This is a genomic window from Psychrobacter sp. CAM01, from assembly GCF_032842965.1.
GTDB classification, from domain to species: Bacteria; Pseudomonadota; Gammaproteobacteria; order Pseudomonadales; family Moraxellaceae; genus Psychrobacter; species Psychrobacter celer.
Genome location: NZ_JAWJBL010000008.1, coordinates 197490 through 219938 on the forward strand (window position 1 = coordinate 197490; position 22449 = coordinate 219938).

The 22449-nt window shown below is 46.4% G+C and carries 19 protein-coding genes; 12 read left to right on the forward strand and 7 right to left on the reverse strand.

The features are described 5' to 3' along the window. The first annotated feature begins 93 nt into the window (after nt 1-93). The 3 genes from ftsA to lpxC all read left to right on the forward strand — a co-directional run bounded on the left by ftsA (nt 94) and on the right by lpxC (nt 4082). Complete coding sequence (ftsA, locus tag R0I52_RS04520; RefSeq protein WP_317053345.1) at nt 94-1386, forward strand: cell division protein FtsA; 1293 nt, start codon at nt 94-96, stop codon at nt 1384-1386. Between the two features lie 280 nt (nt 1387-1666). Continuing rightward, nucleotides 1667-2866 (forward strand): cell division protein FtsZ, encoded by a 1200-nt coding sequence (ftsZ, locus tag R0I52_RS04525; RefSeq protein WP_075100743.1) that lies wholly within the window; start codon nt 1667-1669, stop codon nt 2864-2866. 298 nt (nt 2867-3164) lie between these two features. Next, complete coding sequence (gene lpxC / locus R0I52_RS04530) at nt 3165-4082, forward strand: UDP-3-O-acyl-N-acetylglucosamine deacetylase (RefSeq protein ID WP_317053346.1); 918 nt, start codon at nt 3165-3167, stop codon at nt 4080-4082. Nucleotides 4083-4380: 298 nt separating this feature from the next. Here lpxC and R0I52_RS04535 read toward each other — a convergent pair whose 3' ends face one another. Continuing rightward, nucleotides 4381-4896, reverse strand: coding sequence for a DciA family protein (locus R0I52_RS04535; RefSeq protein WP_317053347.1), 516 nt, complete (start codon nt 4894-4896; stop codon nt 4381-4383). Between the two features lie 240 nt (nt 4897-5136). Between R0I52_RS04535 and R0I52_RS04540 the strand changes: the two genes are divergently transcribed. Further along, nucleotides 5137-5865, forward strand: a complete 729-nt coding sequence (locus R0I52_RS04540; protein ID WP_317053348.1) for a CHAP domain-containing protein — start codon at nt 5137-5139, stop codon at nt 5863-5865. A 124-nt stretch (nt 5866-5989) separates the two neighbouring features. On the opposite strand, the gene R0I52_RS04545 is transcribed toward R0I52_RS04540, so the two are convergent. Beyond that, on the reverse strand, nt 5990-6679 hold the full coding sequence (locus R0I52_RS04545) for a hypothetical protein (RefSeq protein WP_317053349.1): 690 nt from the start codon (nt 6677-6679) through the stop codon (nt 5990-5992). A 297-nt stretch (nt 6680-6976) separates the two neighbouring features. Further along, on the reverse strand, nt 6977-7288 hold the full coding sequence (locus R0I52_RS04550) for a YhbY family RNA-binding protein (RefSeq protein WP_075100455.1): 312 nt from the start codon (nt 7286-7288) through the stop codon (nt 6977-6979). 341 nt (nt 7289-7629) lie between these two features. Between R0I52_RS04550 and R0I52_RS04555 the strand changes: the two genes are divergently transcribed. The 7 genes from R0I52_RS04555 to R0I52_RS04585 all read left to right on the forward strand — a co-directional run bounded on the left by R0I52_RS04555 (nt 7630) and on the right by R0I52_RS04585 (nt 15093). Further along, entirely contained in the window at nt 7630-8262 is a 633-nt protein-coding gene (locus tag R0I52_RS04555; RefSeq protein ID WP_317053350.1) for an RlmE family RNA methyltransferase, read from the forward strand. A 305-nt stretch (nt 8263-8567) separates the two neighbouring features. Beyond that, the gene (gene ftsH, locus R0I52_RS04560) at nt 8568-10463 is read left to right on the forward strand and encodes an ATP-dependent zinc metalloprotease FtsH (RefSeq protein ID WP_317053351.1); all 1896 of its coding nucleotides are present in this window, start codon (nt 8568-8570) and stop codon (nt 10461-10463) included. Between the two features lie 196 nt (nt 10464-10659). Further along, nucleotides 10660-11607, forward strand: a complete 948-nt coding sequence (gene folP / locus R0I52_RS04565; protein WP_317053352.1) for a dihydropteroate synthase — start codon at nt 10660-10662, stop codon at nt 11605-11607. 28 nt (nt 11608-11635) lie between these two features. Next, nucleotides 11636-11926, forward strand: coding sequence for a succinate dehydrogenase assembly factor 2 (locus tag R0I52_RS04570; RefSeq protein WP_317053353.1), 291 nt, complete (start codon nt 11636-11638; stop codon nt 11924-11926). 37 nt (nt 11927-11963) lie between these two features. After that, a complete protein-coding gene (locus tag R0I52_RS04575; RefSeq protein WP_317053354.1) occupies nt 11964-12422 on the forward strand; it encodes a hypothetical protein in 459 nt (152 codons plus the stop codon). Between the two features lie 275 nt (nt 12423-12697). Beyond that, complete coding sequence (locus tag R0I52_RS04580; protein WP_317053355.1) at nt 12698-13408, forward strand: YidB family protein; 711 nt, start codon at nt 12698-12700, stop codon at nt 13406-13408. A gap of 227 nt (nt 13409-13635) precedes the next feature. Continuing rightward, a complete protein-coding gene (locus R0I52_RS04585) occupies nt 13636-15093 on the forward strand; it encodes an anion permease (protein WP_317053356.1) in 1458 nt (485 codons plus the stop codon). 29 nt (nt 15094-15122) lie between these two features. Here the strand turns inward: R0I52_RS04585 and R0I52_RS04590 are convergent, their stop codons facing one another. The 3 genes from R0I52_RS04590 to trmB form a co-directional block, all read right to left on the reverse strand. Then, nucleotides 15123-16175, reverse strand: coding sequence for a regulatory protein RecX (locus tag R0I52_RS04590; protein WP_317053357.1), 1053 nt, complete (start codon nt 16173-16175; stop codon nt 15123-15125). Nucleotides 16176-16205: 30 nt separating this feature from the next. Beyond that, entirely contained in the window at nt 16206-17264 is a 1059-nt protein-coding gene (recA, locus tag R0I52_RS04595) for a recombinase RecA (protein WP_100749980.1), read from the reverse strand. Nucleotides 17265-18361: 1097 nt separating this feature from the next. Continuing rightward, nucleotides 18362-19195 carry a tRNA (guanosine(46)-N7)-methyltransferase TrmB gene (gene trmB / locus R0I52_RS04600; protein WP_317053358.1) on the reverse strand — a complete coding sequence of 278 codons (834 nt, stop codon included), beginning with the start codon at nt 19193-19195 and terminating at the stop codon, nt 18362-18364. A 275-nt stretch (nt 19196-19470) separates the two neighbouring features. Between trmB and R0I52_RS04605 the strand changes: the two genes are divergently transcribed. Further along, complete coding sequence (locus R0I52_RS04605; protein ID WP_317053359.1) at nt 19471-20400, forward strand: DUF2628 domain-containing protein; 930 nt, start codon at nt 19471-19473, stop codon at nt 20398-20400. Between the two features lie 110 nt (nt 20401-20510). On the opposite strand, the gene R0I52_RS04610 is transcribed toward R0I52_RS04605, so the two are convergent. Next, nucleotides 20511-22397 carry a monovalent cation:proton antiporter-2 (CPA2) family protein gene (locus R0I52_RS04610; RefSeq protein WP_317053360.1) on the reverse strand — a complete coding sequence of 629 codons (1887 nt, stop codon included), beginning with the start codon at nt 22395-22397 and terminating at the stop codon, nt 20511-20513. Nucleotides 22398-22449: the final 52 nt, after the last annotated feature.

Sequence of the window (22449 nt, forward strand, 5' to 3'; positions counted from 1 at the left end):
TTGTTTATTTACTACAAAGAATATAGCGATGGTTTTAATGATTTAATGGAGACGTCATCTGCTCTCCTGTTTAGCGATAATTTGTCTGGTACCATGAAAAATACTGAAAATCTGGTTGTTGTCCATCTAAGCGCCACGGCAGTATATGTCGTGATAGGCAATGTCGTCTCTGCAACAGACATTCGCATACTGGGCGTGGGACAAGTTAAAAACAGCGATTTTTATCAAGGGCAAATTAAACACCGCGAACGTCTACAAGGCGCCATCAAACAAGCCATTCAAGAAGCAGAAGACATGGCTAATTGCCGTGTGCATAGTGTGTGGCTCACGCTTGCCACGCCCGAGCTCCTCAGTAGCAACAGTGCAGGTGAGGTGCGAGTCGAAGACGAAGTAGTCCGTGCCAAAGACATGGTGCAAGCATTATCTAATGCCAAATCCCGTGATTTGTCGCCAGATTATTATCTGATGCATTGCTGCCAGCAGGGTATCTATGTCGATGAGCAAGACTTTATGGTCGATGATGCCATTGAGATGATGGCGCACAACATCACTGTGATGTATCACATGATGATGATGCCGGTTTCTAGCCGCCAAAATATCCAAAAACTCTTACAAAGCTGTGATGTCGGCATCGATCATATTGTGTTTGATGCGGTGACTAGTGCTGAGTATAGCTTGATGAGCGATGAGCGCCAGCAAGGGGTTTGTTTGGTGGATATTGGCGCTAGTACTACCAGTATTTGTGTCTACAAAGAAAACAAGCTGATCTTTACCCATTGTATCGCCACGGGTAGCCATGAGGTAACGATGGATATTTCAGCAGATTTTGGTATCTCGATGATTGAGGCAGAAAAGCTCAAAAAAACGTATGGTACTGTCGATGTCAATAGCGTCGATCCCAGCTCGTTTTTTCTTTTTAAGCCACAAGGCTCGAATGACGAGATCAATATCGGTACCTATAATCTGGCACGCATTATTGAAGCGCGCTATATACAGATATTTACCGAAGTGGCGCGTCAATTGCATGAGGCAGACCTAATCGGCTATATTGATAAAGGCATCGTGCTCACAGGCGGCGGTACGGCCATCAAAGGCATGATACCCTTTACCAAAAAGCTGCTCAAAATGCCGGTGGTGCTGACCAATACTCATCCTGCAATCAGCGCACATAATCATTTTGATAATGACGAAGCATTTAGACAGCTCAATATCCAAGTGAATGATCGCGCTTATCAGACGGCATTTGGTACACTACTATATAGTCAAAGTGAGCAGTTTCGCCGCAGTGAAAAAAGCGAGCCTGAAGCCATCAAAAAAAGCCGCGTCACGGGCGTTTTTCAAAGCGCAGGCCAGCGTTTTGCCAATGTCTTAAAAAAGATACTATAACGCTGCTAAGTGCCGCTGATACGGTTGGGCCATGCTTTTGCTTTTAGTCGAGATACTCTGATATAAACTTATAGAGCGGTGAGGCAAAACAAGACCGACAAACGATAGATTGAGCAGTAAATACCGTGCTAAGACGACATATTATGTCTTAGACAAACTATTTGGGCCATTTACCCTATTTTATTTAAATACATTTATATATAGTATGTCGATAGCGCGCCGCATGAGTGCGTTACTACGTATCGACCATTACGCTATCTGCAACTGGAGAATCTTTTTTATGTTAAAATACACCATGCCAGATGATAACCAGCTTCAAAATAACGGCCAAGCAAGCTTCACAGTATTCGGTGTGGGTGGCGGCGGCGGTAATGCGGTTGAACACATGGTACAACAAGGGATTAGAGGTGTAACCTTCGTCTGTGCCAATACGGATAAACAAGCACTTGACCGTCTGACGGCGCCGCATAAACTGCAGCTGGGCGCAAAGACCAACCGCGGGCTAGGTGCTGGTGCCAACCCAGAAGTAGGCCGCGAAGCAGCAGAGAGCGAAGAAGAAGCCATCCGTGGCTTGCTTGAGCATTCAGACATGGTGTTTATTACCGCTGGAATGGGCGGTGGTACGGGTACGGGTGCCGCGCCAGTGGTGGCTCGTATCGCAAAAGAGATGGAAGTGTTGACAGTGGCTGTGGTGACCACACCATTTAAATTTGAAGGTGGTAAACGCATCAAAGCGGCCAAAGCAGGTATCGAACAGCTGACCAATTTTGTAGACTCTATCATTACCATTCCAAACGACAAGTTGATGAGCGTCTATGGTAATATCTCAATGCAGGATGCCTTTAAAAAAGCCGATGACGTATTATTGCATGCGGTTCAAGGTATCGCTGAGACCATCGCCAGCGAAGGTATGATTAATATTGACTTTAACGATATTCGCACCGCGATGACAGCCAAAGGCCATGCTATGATGGGAATTGGCCGCGCCAGCGGTGATGATCGTGCTCGTCAAGCCACAGAAAAAGCCATCAGATCGCCACTACTTGATGATTTACGTCTAGAAAACGCCAAAGGCCTATTGGTCAACGTTATCTCCTCTGAGTCGTTATCACTCGATGAGATGAGCAAAATCAGTGAAATCGTCGAAGAAATCACAGATATCGATGACGCGCATATTTTCTATGGCTCAGTGATCGATGAAAAAATGGGCGATGATTTGCATGTTACCGTCATCGCAACCGGCCTTACTTTAGACGAAAACGCTGGCAAAGAGCCGGAAGTGAAAGAGCAACCAGTACCGTCTGTAAACAGTACTCAGCCAGTTGATCCTAACGTACATACCAGTGCGTTAAACAGTCAAAAGCAATCACAAGCGCAAATGTATCAAGACCATGCTGCCCGTGCAAACACCATACAAGAGCAGCCTAAGACCAAAACCAACAGTATTCAAGACTATCTAAAGCGTCAGCAAAACAAGTAGTTTGTCATACAGATTTTGTCTGTCATATAGAGATAGCTAAAAAAGCCAGCATGTATTGCTGGCTTTTTTGTATCTGCTGTAGTTTACACACTTACTTTAAGTATTAAAAAGTATGACAGGTTTTGAGATGTAGGCACGGATATAAGAGAAAAAAATAGACCACAGGTAACGGCAAAAAATCAGTGATAAGTGTTATCAATCAAGGAGATAAGTAAATTAGCTACTTTTAACTATAGCGAAATAGGGGCGGGAAATGGTACACTATGGCAATTGTAACAAAATATGTGAGAAGACAGCCATGAACCAAAGAACCATAAAAACAGCGATAGCCGTTACAGGTACTGGTCTCCATAGTGGTCAGCCTGTTGACTTAGCGTTTCATCCGCAGCCAGTCGATACAGGTATTGTTTTCGAGCGCTCAGACATCGCCGGTAGCCAACCGATTCCAGCCAGTGCCTTTTTGGTACAAGACACCATGATGTCCTCTAATCTGGTCTTTGGAGGTACGCGCGTGGGTACAGTAGAGCATTTGCTTAGTGCGGTTGCTGGACTGGGTATTGATAACCTACTGATTCGCGTGTCTGCATCAGAGATACCTATCATGGATGGCAGTGCGGCGCCCTTTGTCGCTTTACTGCTGGAAGCGGGATTTTGTGAGCAAGAAGCACCCAAAAAATTCATCAAGATTTTGCGACCTGTACGAGTAAAAGTCGATGATAAATGGGCGGAGTTGCGCCCTTATGAGGGTTTTGAGTTAAACTTTGAGATTGACTTTGATCATCCTGCTATCGACAAAGACTTTCAGCACGCCCAATTACAGTTCTCGACCCAAAACTTCATCGAGCAGCTCAGCTCGGCTCGTACATTTGGGTTTTTACGTGATATCGAAGCTTTGCGTCAAAACAACTTGGCGCTAGGCGGCAGTATGGACAATGCCATTGTCATCGATGATATGAGCGTACTCAACGAAGAAGGCCTGCGTTTCAATGATGAATTTGTCCGTCATAAAATTTTAGACGCATTGGGCGATTTATATTTGATAGGTTATCCTATTTTAGGTCGTTTTAATGCCTACAAGTCTGGTCATGCTCTAAACAATTTGCTGGTACGTGAGATATTATCCAATCATGATAACTTTGAAATTGTAACATTTGATGACAACGTAACTTGTCCGATCGAATATTTGCCACTCAATGGTTTGGCCGTTGAAGGATAAATACAGGAATATACACGAAGTATCGAAACATTTACGCAATATTACATAAGTTGCCCATGCTTACAGTCATAGAATATTCGTATTTTTGAATATATTGTTTAGCTTACTTTAACAATTCTGCGCTAACCTAGACAATATAAAAGCTGTGGATAATTTTATGATCGTCTATCGCTTTCATTCATTATTTGAATGAAAGCGATAGACGATTTTTTTTGTTTGCGATATTACAAAAACCCAGCGTTTAAAGGATTATTTTCTGTTTTTGTTTACATAACTTTACATAGTAACGGGGCGATTTTTAGTGATTTGCGAGGCGCAACAGTGCTTTTTTGAGTTTTTCATCAGTGATGACATGCTCTGCAGCCTGTGATATAGTCCGCTTTGTGTTTTGGCTAAGAGCCTGATTTTTATTAGCTTTACGAGATTTTGATGAGGCCGCCGCTAGCCCTGAAGATGATTTTGATACATGATTTTCAGTAGAAGTATTGGCTACAATGACGCGAATTTGCTTGAGTTGTTTAAATGTAATTGACTGCTCATTAAGGACTTGCAAGTACGCGCTCTGTAAATAGCGAATATGGTTAGCAGCCGTCATTGAGCTGACACTGAGCACCAATTGCTCAGCAGTAAGTCCGACGACCCAGCAGCTATTGAGGATTTCCTCAGGTAGACAGTCTACCAATAGCGCTTTTATCTCATTGGTCGCTTTTATATAAAACTGCACATTATCAGCAAGGGTTTGGGGTAGTGCGCTACCAGCAAAAGCTTGATGATCAATAAGCTTGGCAAGCCGATTGGGCTGTTTTTTTGACATCGTGATAACTCATCTAGTAGGTGACAAAAACGATATTTATCATAAACATGCTAAGCGCAGTATATAACAAGTGAGTGATGTGGCAGTTGACCAGACCAAAACTATCGGTGTGAGTCACGATAAAAGAAGTGGTTGTGATAAGGATTTTATCATGTTTGCTTGATGTGGATATCCTCTAAATTAATTGATGCGTCGTCATGGATGACGAGCAATCCTGTATAAACCATAGGTAGTAAATTTATGAAACAAGCTTTATTAATTTTGTCAGTATTGGGAATGGGTATAGCACAGACGAGTGGTGCTGTCGAAACGACCTTTCAACCAAATAATACCTTGAGTCATACCGTCACAAACATCTCTACTTCTGTGAACTACGGTTCTAGTCGCAATATCTATAGCACCAATAGCGGCGCCCATGTTTATAGTAATGATGAAATCAGTCAAGCAATTGATAATTTAAGTGCTCATGCCAAGCAAAAAGAATACCAGCTTGCTTCGCTCACCAGTCGCCTCTCTTATGAGCAGCGCCAGAAGCAAGCAAGCCGTGTACCTGATAGCAACTCAGCCCCTGCCATTGCTGCAGCACGTGCTTCACGCGTGGCGTTGTCTAGAAGCTCTGGCTACTGTGCCCGCTACGTCCGTAAAGCCTTGCAATCAGCAGGCTACGAGTTTACGCCAAATCCTTCAGCGTATCAGTACGCCACGCGTGGCACGCTTGCCCAAGCAGGCTTTACCAAAATCAGTAATGACACACCGCATCAGGTGGGTGATGTGATCGTCTATGACCGTAGCTCAAGACGCCCGCATGGTCATATTCAGATTTTTGATGGTACCAACTGGGTATCTGACTTCCGCCAAAAAGGTATCAGCCCATACAGTGGTGTCCATAGTTATACCACTTGGCGCGACTCAAAATACGTAGATGATGCCTCAGATCGTGGTATCTACCTCGCCATGGCAGACAAATAATAATTCATTTAGTAATCAGCTGATAGCGAGCTGATTTACCAGTTTTCTCCAAACTCAGTAATGCTCTTTATGACGTTACTGAGTTTTTTTTATCTGCGCTGTCATAGCACGAAGCACACAAGACCTAAAGTACAAACTGGCCCCAATGCTGGCGATTGTGAAAATCAGGCGGAATGGTGTGAGAGGGCGCAAAATATAGCGCTGTTTTATCCAGCCATAAGATAACGCAGGGGTGGAGGTACTCAATCACGGTGCCATATACGGCGTATTGCTGATGCGGCAATGGCGTCACTGGTATATGCAAGTAACGTTCAAAATCAACTGAGCAGGCCAAGTTTATACCCAAGCTTGAACTTGAGCTCGATGTTGGCCATTCGAGCGTGGCACGGGTTTGCAGATCGGTCATCAGGGCTGGCGGCGGCGAAGTATCTGGGTGCCGATAGTCATCAAACTGATAAAGCGCGTAACGACCGTCTGGACTGGCGTTGATTTCGATATAAGGTGCGCTTGCCTTTGCCATAGGAGCTTGCGGCGTTTTGGCACTGATAAAGCACTCAAGGCAGGTCTCCTCCCACAGATAGTCTGCAAAACCGACCTTGTCTGACTGCCATACTGGCCACTCTAGTCGGTGCGCCATAGAGGGTGTGGGCATGCTGACTTGATAATGAAGCTGTAGATAAAAAGGCGACGTCTGGCTGATGTCTGCGTGTACGCTCACGCGGATCTCTGATAGCGCAGCGATACTGACACCTAATTGCTGCGCCTGGGTGGCGAGGCTGTCGGTGGCTAAACGCAAATAAAAGACTTGGCTCATGATGTAATCACTGTTTTGATAGGCACTAGTTGTGATAAGCAGCCGTTTTGATAGGTAGTATGAATACTGCACGAGGTTTATACAGTTAATCCCACATAAACAAACTGCGGTGCCAGAGTGCTACTGGTATTTATTTTAGAGTAGATTGATTATATACCCGTCATGCAAAAAACCGCGAGCAACATGCCGCGCGGTTTTGGGTTATAGCAGATAGCAGGCGCATTGCGGCATGGTCATACACAGCACAACCATTTATTTATTCGCGCTAAATATACATCGTCTCTTTGCGCCGACATACTACTGGGCGTGACGAGTGAGATTAGAGAGTTTTGGATTGGCATTTGGGTTTTGGCGTAATAGCAAAGCCATACGACCGATAGAATGTACCAAAGTGGCGTTTGCCGCCGCCGCAAGCTCTGCGCCGATGGTATCACGCTCTTCTTTGGTGCCGGCCGGTAGTTTTACCTTGATGAGCTCATGATCTGATAAAGCACGATCAATCTCTTCGGTGATGGTGGGAGTGATGCCTTTGTTGCCAATCATAACGATAGGCTTTAGCTCATGGCCGATGCCTTTTAGACGTTTGATGGTAGCGTTATCGAGTTGCATAGAATTCCTAGGTATTGATAAAAATAAAAATATTACCGCCAAAAGCAGTGAGTGATCATTATAGATAATCTATGACCAACTTGCATGATATCGGCGGGATTTTGCACGATTTTACGTGCCGAAAATGTTAAACTGAAGGTTTGACCACATTATAAACGCTACTGCCTTTTAAAACAGTTATTTAACCAAGAGAATTTGATGATTTAAGCGCATCTATAGATAAATCGCCTCATTGGTACTATGTCTTGTGTGCATCAGGCGTTGCAATGAGTCATCAGGCGTTTCAAAGTGTATCGTTATCAAAGCGCATAAAGTTTTGCAGAGTAATAGGAGCAGGTATTTTGGCCACGCGTATCGAAAACAAAAAATTGTCAAAAAGCAGCAGTGCTTGGATGCAAGAGCATATTGACGACCATTATGTACAAAAGGCCCAAAAAGACGGCTACCGCGCCCGCGCAGCTTATAAGCTCCTAGAAATCAACGAAAAGACCAGCCTAATAAAAAAAGGCATGACGGTTGTGGATTTGGGCAGTGCGCCTGGTAGCTGGTCACAAGTGGCCGGGCAGTTGGTGGGTGATAAAGGCATTTTGATCGCCTCTGATATTTTGCCGATGGATGCGTTGCCAGATGTCACCTTTATCCAAGGTGACTTTCGTGAGGCTGAGGTGTTTGACGCGATTATGGCAGAAGTGGGCGATCGGCAGGTCGATGTGGTGCTATCAGATATGGCGCCCAATACTTCTGGCAATCGCGCGATTGATCAGCCGCGTATGATGTACCTATGCGAGCTGGCGGTCGACTTTGCGCTGGCAACCTTACCCAAAGATGGCGCGCTTATTATGAAAGTGTTTCAGGGTGAGGGTACACAAGAATTACGTCAGCAGATGCAGCGTGATTTTAGTAAAATCCGTAGCATCAAGCCCGCTGCCTCACGACCACGATCAAAAGAGATGTTTTGGGTGGCGATCAAATAGTTTTAATTTCAATAAGTTGCTGCTATTGTAAGCGGGAGAATACGTCATCATAAAAGATGGATACCATGCGTGAAAATCCGCTACAATCGTTAACTGAATAAAAGTGAAACCTGCTTGAATTATGCAGGGGAACACCACATATCATGGTATATTAACTTTGTTTTAAGCATGCGTTTTAGGCAAAGTCGTCTGATAATAAACGCCCGATATGCTCGTTGAGATTTATATATCGTCAAATGAGCCAAACGTTTATGGACGTCACGTGTTTAGTAAACACACCAATAAGTAAGGGATGGGAATAACTAGTGAGCGACATGGTAAAAAATACCTTATTGTGGCTGGTGGTAATCGGCATTTTGGTGCTGGTGTTTAGCGGCTTTGATCAGTCCTCTGAGCCGGATAACCTTAACTACTCTGAGTTTGTGACCGCGGTGTCAGAAAACCAGGTAGCCAGTGTTGAAATCGACGGCGAGCAAATCACCGGTGAAAAGAAAAATGGCTCATCTTTTGAGACCATTAGACCCGCTGTGTCAGACGACGAGCTGATGCCGCTGTTGCGTGAAAATCAGGTTGAAGTTCAAGGAACTGCTCCGAAACGCCAAAGCGTCTTGATGCAATTGCTGATAGCCAGTTTCCCAATTTTATTGATTATTGGTCTGTTTTTATTCTTTATGCGTAATATGCAAGGCGGCGCTGGCGGCAAGGGCGGTGGTCCGATGAGCTTTGGTAAATCAAAAGCCAAAATGCTCACCGAAGACCAAATCAACGTCAATTTTGAGGATGTCGCAGGCTGTGAAGAGGCCAAAGAAGAAGTGGTCGAGGTCGTTGACTTCTTGCGCGATCCAGACAAGTTTACCAAGTTAGGTGCGACCATCCCACGCGGTATCTTGATGGTTGGACCGCCTGGTACAGGTAAGACGCTATTGGCGCGTGCCATCGCTGGTGAAGCCAAAGTACCGTTCTTTTCTATCTCAGGCTCTGACTTTGTCGAGATGTTTGTCGGTGTGGGTGCCTCGCGTGTACGCGATATGTTTGAGCAAGCGAAAAAGAGCGCCCCTTGTATCATCTTCATCGATGAGATCGATGCCGTTGGTCGCCACCGTGGCTCTGGTATGGGCGGCGGTAATGATGAGCGTGAGCAGACATTGAACCAACTATTGGTTGAGATGGACGGTTTTGAAGGTAACGAAGGCGTGATCGTGATTGCCGCGACTAACCGCGCTGATGTACTCGATAAAGCGCTACTGCGTCCAGGACGTTTTGACCGTCAGGTACAAGTAGGCCTGCCCGATATCAAAGGCCGTGAGCAGATTTTAAAAGTACATTTAAAAAAGCTACCAAATACTATCGGCGTCGATGCCAGCTCGCTTGCGCGTGGTACGCCTGGCTTTAGTGGTGCCCAGCTGGCCAACTTGGTCAACGAAGCGGCTCTATTTGCCGCCCGTCGTAACAAAACCAGCGTCGATATGAATGATTTTGAGGACGCAAAGGACAAGCTGTATATGGGTCCTGAGCGCAAATCGATGGTGATACGCGAAGAAGAACGCCGTGCTACTGCTTATCATGAAGCAGGTCATGCCTTGGTTGCTGAGCTACTACCAGGTACCGACCCTGTGCATAAAGTAACGATCATGCCGCGTGGATTTGCCCTTGGTGTGACTTGGCAGCTACCTGAGCATGACCAGACCAGCATGTATAAGTCAAAAATGCTCAATGATATTGCTATTTTATTCGGTGGCCGTATCGCTGAAGAAGTCTTTATCAATCAGATGTCAACGGGCGCGTCTAACGACTTCGAGCGTGCTACCAAAATGGCACGAGCGATGGTCACTAAATATGGTATGTCTGATGCGCTAGGCATCATGGTGTATGAAGATGAAGACAGCTCACAAGGTTATTTTGGCTCTAGCAGCCGTACGATTTCAGAGGCCACACAGCAAAAGGTCGATGAAGAAGTGCGCCGCATGTTAGAAGAGCAATATGATATCGCTCGCGAGCTAATCGAAGCCAACCAAGACAAGATGCATGCGATGGTCGATGCCTTGATGAAGTGGGAAACCATCGATCGGGATCAGTTGCAAGACATTTTGGCAGGTGAAGAGCCACGTCCACCAAGAGTGTATCAGCCCAACGAAGTGAACTTGTCAAAAAATGACGTTAAAACAACGGGTCCGACACCGCCGCCATTACCAGCAATGTAGAGCAAGCAAGTAAAACTGCAAAAGACCGCTGGCAGATCACTGTTGAAGCTAAAAAGCCCTTTTTATAAAGGGCTTTTTTATGGCTCATATTTTATTCAGAATTTAGAACCGTATGGGATTTACTGGTATCATAAGCAAACGGTAGCCAATACCGATTACTCCTTTTTTAGTCCCTTTTATTGATAATGGATGGCCTATGTCATTGTTTCAGCCTTTACCGACTTATCGCATTCGCAGCCGCAACAAAGTTTTGGATTTATCGCAGCCGCAGGTAATGGGAATATTAAATGTGACGCCAGACTCGTTTTCAGATGGTGGTCAGTTTACCGCGGTAGATAAAGCGCTGCAGCATTGTAAACAGCTGATAAATGAAGGGGCGACGATTATCGATATCGGCGGCGAGTCTACCCGTCCAAATGCCACGCCTGTAGTGACGGATGAAGAAGTGCAGCGTGTGGTGCCTGTGGTGACAGCCATTCGTCAGCAGTTAGGTGAAATGGGTCAGGATATTTGGCTGTCGATCGATACCAGCAGCCCGACCGTGATGCAAGCAGCGTTTGATGCAGGCGCTGATATTTGGAATGATGTACGTGCGCTCAGACGTGAGGGTGCGGCCCAATTAGCAGCAGCACTGGATATACCGGTGATGCTTATGCATATGCGCGGCGAGCCCGCGACCATGAATGAGTTGGCGCAGTATGACGAGGTAATCGGTGATGTCAGTCGCGAGCTGCTTGCTCGTATTGATGAGGTGACTTGTGCTGGCGTGAAGCGTGAAAACCTCATCATCGATCCAGGCTTTGGTTTTGCAAAAGATTACGAGCATCATTGTGCACTATTGACCCAGCTTGATAAATTACAAACACTTGGTTTGCCATTGATGTTTGGTATCTCGCGTAAGCGCTTTTTGGCACAGGTACTCACTAAGAGCGGTGTGCCAGCAGTTGCCACTACGCAAGCCAGCGAGCGAGATGCGATCGGTACTGCGGCGGGATTGTTGGCATTGCAGCAAGGCGCGAGTATCATCCGTACTCATAATGTAGCGATGATGCAGCAAGCGGCCGCGCTCTGGCAGCAATTAACCGAGTATCATCAAACCTCTGTTATTACGACCAACAACCCTTACTATCAATCCACTAAATAATGTACCTACTAGCTATAAGGCGTTTCCTATGAGCATATCTGAAAACAAGCAACCTGAGCCAACCAATGAGCAGCGCCGCGTCATCTATCAAGCCCGCCGCGGCCTAAAAGAGCTGGATTTTTATATCGACCCTTACGTCAAGGAGCAGTATTTGACCGCAGATGCTGCTGAACAGGCGACCTTTGCCGAAATGCTCACTCATGAAGACCCAGATTTATTGGATTATTTTACCAATCAATCGCGACCTGAAGATGATGCAATCTGGGAGTTGGTCAATAAAATTAAAACATGGCGTCATACCAAAGAGTTGATGCCCTAATTCGCTACCAGACCCATTATGAGATTACCGCGATATCATGGATTCGATAACTGCTCTGCGTATTGATACTGCTATCGAGCCTAAGAGCCGATTGCGCTTGCTGTTACATCTGAGCTTAGCAAGTATCATGATAGGGCTTGGTATATTAGCGTCTTTGGCGCTTTGGCAGTACGTGCTGGTCTTAGCGGTGGCAGCCGCCGTGGTTGGTTATTTGACCGTATCGCGGCCGATCTTGCTACATCTAAGCCAGCCGCCAGTGAATCAGCGCCTTGATCAACACTGGCAGCTGTTGATGCGTACGGCGCAGGGGGAGGGCTTATGGGTGGCAAACCTACAAGCCATTCACCGTTTTGAGTGGGCGCTCAGTTTTGAATTTGATATCATCGAGCCTTATCAGCGTTCGTTGGCCGTGACAGTTTTTCGCGATCAAGTCAGCCCCGAGCAGTGGCGAGAGCTAAATGTTTTGGCCGCCATGAGCAGGGGCAATACTGTCTAAATACTTATCTTCTTTTCCCTTGGTAGCTATGTGTAGGCTTACAAGCGCCTACATGTCATAACAAAATACCTATCTCGATTGTCAAAAAAGCTTGTTATATTAATAGCACTATTCATTAACAACTAACTAACAACGCTGTTATAGGAAGTATGGTTAAGAGAAATATGGTGATAATGCACGTTATGAGGCAGGGCCATTAAAAAATGGCTACCGACAAATAGCGGCCAAAAAAATACTATGCTAGACCACGATAATGATAAAAAAAGGAGGACAATATGAGTTTATTAGGGAATTTAGTCAGTCAGGTTGCTCGTCAAGCCATGGATCCTGCCGATGCCCGACATAACCCAGTCAATCAGCGTGCTGATACAAGGCGGACAGGCGGTCTGGGTGATATCTTAGGAAGTGTGCTGGGCGGCAGTCAGGCAGGCGGCTATAATCCGCGTCAATACGATCGTCAATCAGATAATGGCTTTGGCCTAGATGATATCATCGGCGGTTTTACTGGCGGCGCGCAGCGTGGTGGCGTCAGCGCAGGCGCTGGTGGTTTGGGCGATATCTTAGGAAGCGTACTGGGTGGTCAGCGTACTCAAAGCGGCTTTGGCGGTAAAGGCATGCTTATCGCCGCGCTCATGCCAATGGTGCTCAGCTGGATCAAGCGTAATGGCGGTCTGAGCGGTGCGTTATCTAAAATCACTGGAATGGGCTATGAAAACCAAGCACGCTCTTGGATGAGCAATCAGCAAGACAATGAAAATCTCGATCCAAACGATGTCAATCGATTGTTTGATGAAAGTGAGATTCAACAAGTGGCAGCGCATACCGGTGCCAACGAAGCCGAGGTGCGCCAAGGCATTGCAGAGCTGTTGCCTGAAGTCGTAAATCAGCTTACCCCCAAAGGTAATTTAGATACCGAAGCGGAGGCTAACGAAGAGATTGATCAAATCATCGGCCAGTTATCCAACCGTCTAGGCACTTTACGATAATAGCCCCATGCTTGTGTTATATCTACCTTTAGCTGTGTAGTCTGCCGTTACTGAAACAGACAGCTAATAGCGGTCAAAAGAGCACGTTTGTATAGCGTGCTCTTTTTTGTTGTGAGGAATTCAACAATACATGCTACATAGATATGTTAAAAATGGTGAACAAATGCGCAACGGCGCCGGTAATCTTATAAGATGAGGGTATCAGCCACCTTATAGGATACTGACGCATGCCGTTTAAGCCGATCCAAGCCGCTATTGCTATCGTCGTAGGTCTTATCATATGGTTTGTCATTCCTGTACCGACGGGCGTCACCTCTGAAGCATGGCACATGCTGGCTTTATTTATCGCCACCATCGTTGCCATTATCGGTAAAGTGCTACCCATCGGGGCGATAGCGATCATCGCCGTGACGCTTGTGGCCTTGACGGGGGTGACCAGTGACAGCCCAAAACAAGCCATCAATGATGCGCTTTCTAGCTATTCAAGCCCGCTGATATGGTTGATTGGTATCGCAGTGATGATATCGCGCGGCCTTATCAAGACTGGTCTTGGTCGCCGCATTGCTTACTATTTTATTTCTATTTTTGGCAAAAAAACCATCGGAGTCGCGTATTCATTGACGGCGGCTGAGCTGATGATAGCGCCTATCACGCCGTCGAATACCGCGCGTGGTGGCGGTATTATTCATCCTATTATGAAATCTATCGCCCAAAGCTTTCATTCAACGCCAGAGGAAGGCACGCAAAATAAAATTGGTCGCTATCTGGCAATGGTCAATTACCACGCCAATCCGATTACCTCAGGGATGTTTATCACCGCGACTGCGCCCAACCCTTTAGTGGTAGACCTGGTAAATAAAGCCACAGGCGGCAACATTCAGCTGTCGTGGACAACATGGGCGGTAGCGATGTTTGTGCCGGGTATTCTGTGCTTGGTGGTGATGCCCTTGGTGATTTATCTGATCTATCCACCTGATGTCAAAGTCACACCCGACGCTAAAGGCTTTGCAAAAGACAATCTAGCAGACATGGGTAGCATCAGCCGCCAAGAAAAAATCATGCTCGGTGTGTTTGGCCTGATGCTACTACTCTGGGCCAATATCCCGGCGCTGCTATTAGGTGAGCAATACAGCGTCGATGCCACGACGACAGCTTTTATCGGTCTGACGACCTTGATATTGACTGGAGTGCTAACGTGGGAGGATATTCTCAAAGAAAAATCTGCTTGGGATACCATCATCTGGTTTGGTGCCCTGATTATGATGGCCGCTTATCTTAATGAGCTTGGCTTGATCCGCTGGTTTTCTGACAATATCGAGGCGATGATTGGTACGACAGGTCTAGGCTGGGTAGGTGGCGTGGCGATTTTGACGCTGGTGTATTTATACATTCATTACTTTTTTGCAAGTACGACTGCGCATATCACCGCTTTATTTGCCGCCTTTTATGCCGTTGGGCTGAGCTTAGGAGCGCCGCCCATGCTATATGCGCTGATTTTGGCAGCAGCGGGCAACATTATGATGACCCTCACTCATTATGCGACCGGCACCGCCCCCGTCATCTTTAACTCAGGGTATGTGACCCTAAAAGAGTGGTGGGGCATCGGCGCTATCATGAGTGTGGTCAATCTGGTGATTTGGATAGGGGCAGGTATGATATGGTGGAAAGTGCTTGGCTATTATTAATAGGTATCTGAGTGTTAGATGAGTCACGGTTAAAATCGCTCATCTAATGTCTCAAGCGTGTAGTCAAGGGCGGCAAAGCAGATGTCACTCTTAAAACCTCTATACTGCAAAAACCGTAATTGACGAGCCTTGTCTTTTGGCTCACGGGGCAAGGTATTGCCGTATTTTTTGGTGCGAGCGGTCACCGCTAGCTTTAGCCAGTCAACGCCTTCGACCAGATTGTCATCACCATCCTCGACAAATTCGCTAAATTCCTCAGACTCTGCATTTGCCATATCAATGAGCTCATCAATATTGCTTGGCATAGTGATTTGCTTTTTATAAAACTCCTGCTTGATACGCTGACGGCCGCGGCCTTTACGAATGTTTTCACGAATCAGCATAAGGGTAGTGCGATAATCACTTTGGTAGCCTTTTTCTTCAAATTCATCGAGTAAGGCATCAATCTTGTCTGGGTCTTGCTCCTTATCGAGCAGTTTTTGCTTTAGCTCTGCTTTACCGTACTCACGGCGCGACAGATAATAAAAAGCCAGCCAGCGCAGGCGGCTCTCTGCCTTGATAGCGTCAATCTCGGCTTGTCTTTGCTCAGGGGTGCGAAGGTACGCTTTTAGAGCAGCAGGTAAGTTGTCTGCTTGCGCGTCTGCACGGTGACTATGGGCAGCTATAGGGTCAGGCAGTGGCGCTGAGCCTTCTGTGCTCTCTAAATAATCTGCACCCTCTAGGCGCGCATCGCTATCAGCGGTGATGGTAGAGGCGCTATCGTCCGGATGACCATGAATACGATGCTTTACCTCGGCCAGCATCTCTTTGATACTTTGCGCTTTTGGTGGCTGATACGCAGGTGCGTCGTTAGGCTCAGGGCTATAGCTCGCGGCTGGATGAAAGCGTTTTTCACGTCTTTTACGTTTGGCTGTAGACGCCGACTTCTGAGACGTTTTTTTATCGACCCGTGCTGCATGAGGCGATCTGAGCGCTTTGGGCGTTTGGGAGGTTTTAGAGGTTTTTTTGAACTTGCTAGCAGGGGCGCTCGCTGAGTCGGCGTCCGATTCAGCGAGTATTTCAGCTAAAGTTTTAATGTTCATAATCAATCATAACGATAAATAAGCGTGCCGTTATTGTACTGGCTCAGGCGCTAGGTTTTCATCTTTTTGAGAGGCGTCAGTATCTTTGGCGTCTTTTTTGCTACCAAGCTTTTCTTCACGGATCTTATCTTCGATTTCTTGAGCAATACTAGGGTTTTCTTTTAAGAAAAGCACAGAGTTGGCTTTACCCTGACCGATTTTTTCATCGCCATAGCTATACCAAGAGCCTGCTTTACCCACAGCGCCAATTTCGACACCTAAGTCGATGACTTCTGCTAGGTGATTGGTGCCTTCGCCATAAGTGATTTCAAACTCAGCTTGGCGGAAGGGAGGTGCCATTTTATTTTTGATGACCTTGACACGGGTTTGGTTGCCGATGATTTCATCACCATTTTTGACCGCCCCGATACGGCGAATATCCATACGTACTGAGGCGTAGAATTTCAGCGCGTTACCACCGGTTGTGGTTTCTGGGCTACCAAACATCACACCGATTTTCATACGGATCTGGTTGATAAACACCACCATACAGTTAGAGCGTTTGGCATTACCTGTGATCTTACGCAGCGCTTGGCTCATCAAGCGAGCTTGTAGACCCATGTGTGAGTCGCCCATCTCACCTTCAATCTCAGCGCGCGGTGTCAAGGCAGCGACGGAGTCGACCACGATCATATCGACCGCCCCCGAGCGTACCAGCATATCGGTAATCTCCAGCGCCTGCTCACCGTTATCAGGCTGAGAGAGCAGTAGGTCATCTGTATTGACCCCAAGCTTACGCGCATAAACCGGATCAAGCGCATGCTCGGCATCGATAAAGGCACAGGTGCCGCCTTGTTTTTGACACTCAGCGATAGCCTGTAGCGTCATGGTGGTTTTACCTGAGCTCTCTGGCCCATAAATCTCAATGATACGGCCCTTTGGCAAGCCGCCAATACCAAGCGCGATATCTAGTCCTAGCGAGCCTGTCGAGACCACATCGGCATCGAGGACTGCAGAGTCATCGCCCAGTTGCATGATGGTATTTTTACCAAATTGTTTTTCGATTTGACCAAGTGCGGCTTTGAGAGCTTTGGCTTTATTGTCGTCCATACTGGATTCCTTGTCTTCAATCATTAGTGTAAAACGATAAATTCGATGATAGATAAAATACGGGTAATAGGAAGGCTGCGGGCCATATATACTGACGGCTCCCCAAGTGGTAGGCAACGGTCAATGTCTAGCAAGACGAATAAGATGCCGTATCGATGATGTCGAGAGCACAATCATTCTACTATACAGTAAAATTAATGACGGATAAAAGTAAATAAAAGTTTGATATAACCCCTTGTGCAAGCAGTAGCCTCTCATTATCAAGGCGTTTGTTGATTTCACTAGGCGTTAAGGATGTGTGGTTGATTGGATAAGGATAGTATAACAAAATCTGGGTAGCATACTAAGGGCGCAGGTATGCTAAACGACATCGGTTGTCGCGTACATATTGTTTTTGGAGTTATATAAATATTGGCAAAATTAGCAAGTATTTTGGATAGGAAAATGGTATTGTTTGTCAATAGGGTTTGCAGTTGTCCACAATACATCCTCGGTAAAAATTCGCTGATTGTGAAACATCGGCTCTGATTTCGGTTTTTCTAAAAAATATGAAAAATAAATTTTCAGCGTCTCTGTGTTGATATAAATTATTGATTTAAAACAAATTTTAAATTGTACAAAAAATGAACGATTTTACCTGACCCTTTAATATATCTAGGAAAATGCTTGTCAAGTGCTGACTTATACACAGGGTTATCCACAGCTTATGGGGAGAACTCACCAAGCCCTTGTAACATCAATGCTTGCGCAAATCGCTTATTATGACTTCTTAAAGTTCAAAGCTAACTTTGTGATACCACGCGTATAGTTTTTCCAAAAAATTGCTTTGTGTCGCCGATGTTTCACGCCATAAAATTATTCTTTTTAATAAAAATAAAACCGTCAAAATGGTCGCAAGAAGCGCTGAGTTGACCGTATGGTAAGCTTTTTATAATTAGTAGGCCGTGTTAAGGCGCGTTGTTTATCAGCTATATCGGTCACATTTCGCTGTGCTCTTGATCATCTTCGCTGGCAAAGCGCCGCGCATAAAAAAGGCGGCTAATCTGTTAGCCGCCTTTATCGCTCTTTATCTAAGGGAAGATTTTTAATCTTTGGTGTTAGTCTTTGCTATAAATCAAATCCCAAACGCCATGACCACGTGCGATACCGCGGCGCTCAAATTTGGTCATTGGACGAAAGTCTGGTCTGTCTATAAAGTTGCCAGTGCCTGCTTGGTTGGTGATGCCAGCAAAGTTGTCTAGTACATCCAGCATCCAAAAAGCATAATGCTCCCAGTCAGTGGCGGTATGAAACCAGCCGCCTTGGGTTAGGCTACGTGTCACAATCGCCATGCGCTCAGGACTGACAAAGCGGCGCTTATAGTGGCGCTTTTTTTGCCATGGGTCAGGGAAGTATAGCTGAATACGGTCGATATGGTTTTCTGGTAGCTGTTTGAGTAGTTGGATGGCGTCACCATTGATAATCTTGACGTTACGCAAGCCTTGGGTGCCGGCCATATAGGCGCACTTGCCAATACCTGGCTCATGGACTTCGATACCGACAAAGTTGCGCGCCGGCTCTGCTGCGGCCATCTCGATGAACGAGTCGCCCAAGCCAAACCCAATCTCTAAGGTCAGCGGTGCGTCACTGCCATTTGGGCTATCGGCAAATAGCGCGCGCAAGTCATGGATGCCTGTTAAATCGCCATCGCCAAAGCTGTTATTGACCAAATAATCGGCGAACTCGGGCGCAGTCAACGCCAGCTCGGCGTTTTTGTTCATGTGTGTACGCCGTTTCATAAAGGTGTTGACGATACGAATGTGTTTGTCCGCGGCAGGCGTGCTTTGGTTGTCATCAACGTCAGCGCTCGCTGTGTCGACGTCGATTAGGGTTTGCTCATCAGTGGTTGGCGTACTGGTGAGATTGTCATTACTATCAGGATGTTGACTCATAAGATGTGCAGTGCTTCATTAGGTGAGTGAGATGGCGTCATTATAAGTGATATTGTTGCGACTGTGAATGTGCAATACGTTTTAAGCGTTTTTATACGGTTATAGGAGATGAGAATAGATGTGACATCAAAGACGATAGTAAAGACTATCGCAATGATAAAGGATATTAAAATATCGAAAGACGTCAAATCGGTGTACACGGGTTTTCTATGCAGGGCAGTTGGCGTTATCATATAATAACGATTGATATTTTTTAAAACTTAGAGCGTACTTTCATGTTATTTATCGAAACGGATTCGCCACCACCGTTTTATCAAGAACAGCTCACAGCAGCCAAGCGCAGGCAGCTGGACAAATGGTTTATTGGCCATCGTAGCCAGCGTTATTATCTAAAACGCTTTGAGGAATTTGATGAGCAAGGGTATTTGTCGCCCAAATGGCACTGGGCGGCATTTTTCATCACTTTTCCTTGGCTGCTATACCGCAAGCGCTATATGGACGCCATTGTCTATAGTGTGGCGGGTTGGTCGTTTATTCAGCTCAATGTGGCGCTGGTTTTGGTCGCATTTGAGTTTGTGGCGATGTCTTATGTCCCTGATGCGTATCAAATGGCCACCCGTATCGGTATTGCGGCGGCTATTTGGCTGTTTTGGTCGTTTATGGTGGCGCGCTGGACGGATGCCTATTATTATCGTATGGCGCGTCGTGAGATTGCGGATGCTATCAATGACTATCCGCGTGATGAGGAGGCGCAAAAGGCGCACCTAAAAAAAGAAGGCGGCGTGAGCTTGTTTGGTTTGGGGCTTGGCTTTGGGTTTTTTGCATTTGCGCTATTGGTGATTAAAGTGCAGTTTTTGCCTATCGTTGCCAAACCAAAAGAAAACGCGGTGTTGTTTGATACCTATGATATCGCTAAAAACGCCCAAAACCGGGTGGCGCTGATCTATCAGCAGACTGGGCAGTGTCCTGTGAATCTGCCGCTTAGTACCGAGGATCAGCAGGTGCGCATGCATATCGCAGCCCAAGCGCCAGGGGTGACCAATACCGATTGCGCCATTATTGCGACCATTCAAAACGTCAGCTTTCCAGTGCGCTACTTAAATGATCAGACCTTGGTCTTTTATCATCTGCCAGATAGCAATGATTGGGCTTGCACCAGCTCACTCAATAAAAAACAATCCCCAAAAAGCTGCCTAGCTGACTGATGCATCGATATCGGCTCAAGGGTGTGCTATCGAGCATGTATCCCAGTCAATGTCGTCAATGTAGTCAAGGACAATGCTTTAGAGTGGCAATAATTTATAATGACAATGCTTTAGGATTTGGAATCAGCGGCGCTGGCATCTTGGTCATCGACAGGCGTTGCTTGACTCTTTAGTGCTTCATAAAAATCAGTCAAGTCCATCTTGCGCGCTTTATCGATATCTTCATCAAATAGACTCTCAAGCTCTGCCATGGCTGACTGCGCCGACTCGATCAGGCTGGCTTCGTCGCCATAAATGGCTTGCTGGCGCTCAATCAAGTCATCATCGTAATCACGGAATGTCTGCACCGTTTCTCGGGCTTTTTCTGGAGAGATGCCCAGCAGCTGTAGCGACTCGCGCGACATATCTAACGACGACAGGTAAGTCTCGCGCCAAATATGACGTACGCCTACTTCACGCAAGCGATAATAATGCTGACGATCCCGCGCTCGTGCTAAGACGATCATATCGGGGTAGTTTTTGCGCAAATATTGGGCGGTGGTGATAGAGCGCTCCAAATCGTCAATCGCCAATATAAACACCCGTGCTTTTTTGATACCAGCAGCGCGGAGGATTTCAGGGTTTTTTGGGTCGCCGTAATAGACTTGGTTACCAAATTTACGCACGAAGTCGACGCGGTTGGCTGAGCGTTCAATGGCGGTAAATTCGATATTGTGCATGCGCAGTACGCGCCCGATAATCTGCCCGACACGGCCAAACCCTGCAATGATGACTTGATGCTCATGATCAGGAATCGCATCGTACTCACGATTGGGCTTGTTCTTAGCAAATAATGGCTCGCCGATTTTTTCTAGCAATAAAAACGCCAGCGGTGTGAGCGCCATAGAGATGGTGACAATGAGGTTTAAGGTGTTGGCAAGCTCAGGGCGCAAGACGTTTTGGGCGCTCGCCACGCTAAAGAGGACAAAGGCAAATTCACCGCCTTGTGCCAGTGTCACGCCCAGCCTAATACTAGTCGGCCAGCGATTGCCTGAGACTTTGGCGATGGCGGTAATCACGGCAAACTTAATCACCATCAGCGCAATGGCGCAGCCAATAATAAAAATAGGCTCCGCTAAGATAAGCTTGACGTCTGTGAGCATGCCAACCGACATAAAAAACAAGCCCAAAAGCAAGCCTTTAAACGGCTCGATACTGGCTTCGAGCTCGTGACGATATTCAGAGTCGGCCAGCAATACGCCCGTCAAAAACGCGCCCAGTGCCATTGATAGACCAATCTGACCCATCAAAATCGACACGCCCATCACAATAAAAAGCGCCACTGCTGTGAGCAGTTCAGAGGCACCACTGGAGGCCACAAACTTAAAAAATGGGCGTACTACATAACGGCTGGCAAAAATCAGACCCGCAAATACGGCAAACACTTTACCAAAGTACAGCAGGTCGTAGCTTTGCTCACGCACCCCTGACAAAAAAGGAATGACCGCCAATAAAGGAATGACGGCGATGTCTTGAAACAATAAAATAGTAAAGGCTTCACGGCCATGAGTGCTAGAGAGCTGCTGCTTTTCGGTCAGTATCTGTAAGACAAAAGCGGTGGAGGAGAGCGCAAGGCCAAAACCGACGATAAAGGCAGTATCTAATGCCAAAGAAAAAAATTGATGCAAAAGCCACATTAACAGCATGCCAGTGAGGCCAACTTGCAAACCACCGAGGACAAAGATCGAACGCCGTAGTGCCCAAAGCCGCGATGGTTGTAGCTCAAGGCCAATGATAAACAGCAGCATGACCACGCCAAATTCAGAGAAATGCAGCAAGCTCTCAGCATCACCTGCCACATCCAAGCCACTTGGCCCCAAAATCAAACCAGTAATGAGATACCCTAAAACCGTCGCGATACCAAATCGTTTACCAAGGGGTACAAACAGCAGCGCTGCTCCTAAAAAGATTGTAGCTTGTAACATCAAATTTGGTGAGCCGGCGGCGGCAGCGAACATCTGGTATCCTCAAATAGTGGCAAGGTTAAAGACATAATCAAAAACGTAGTCA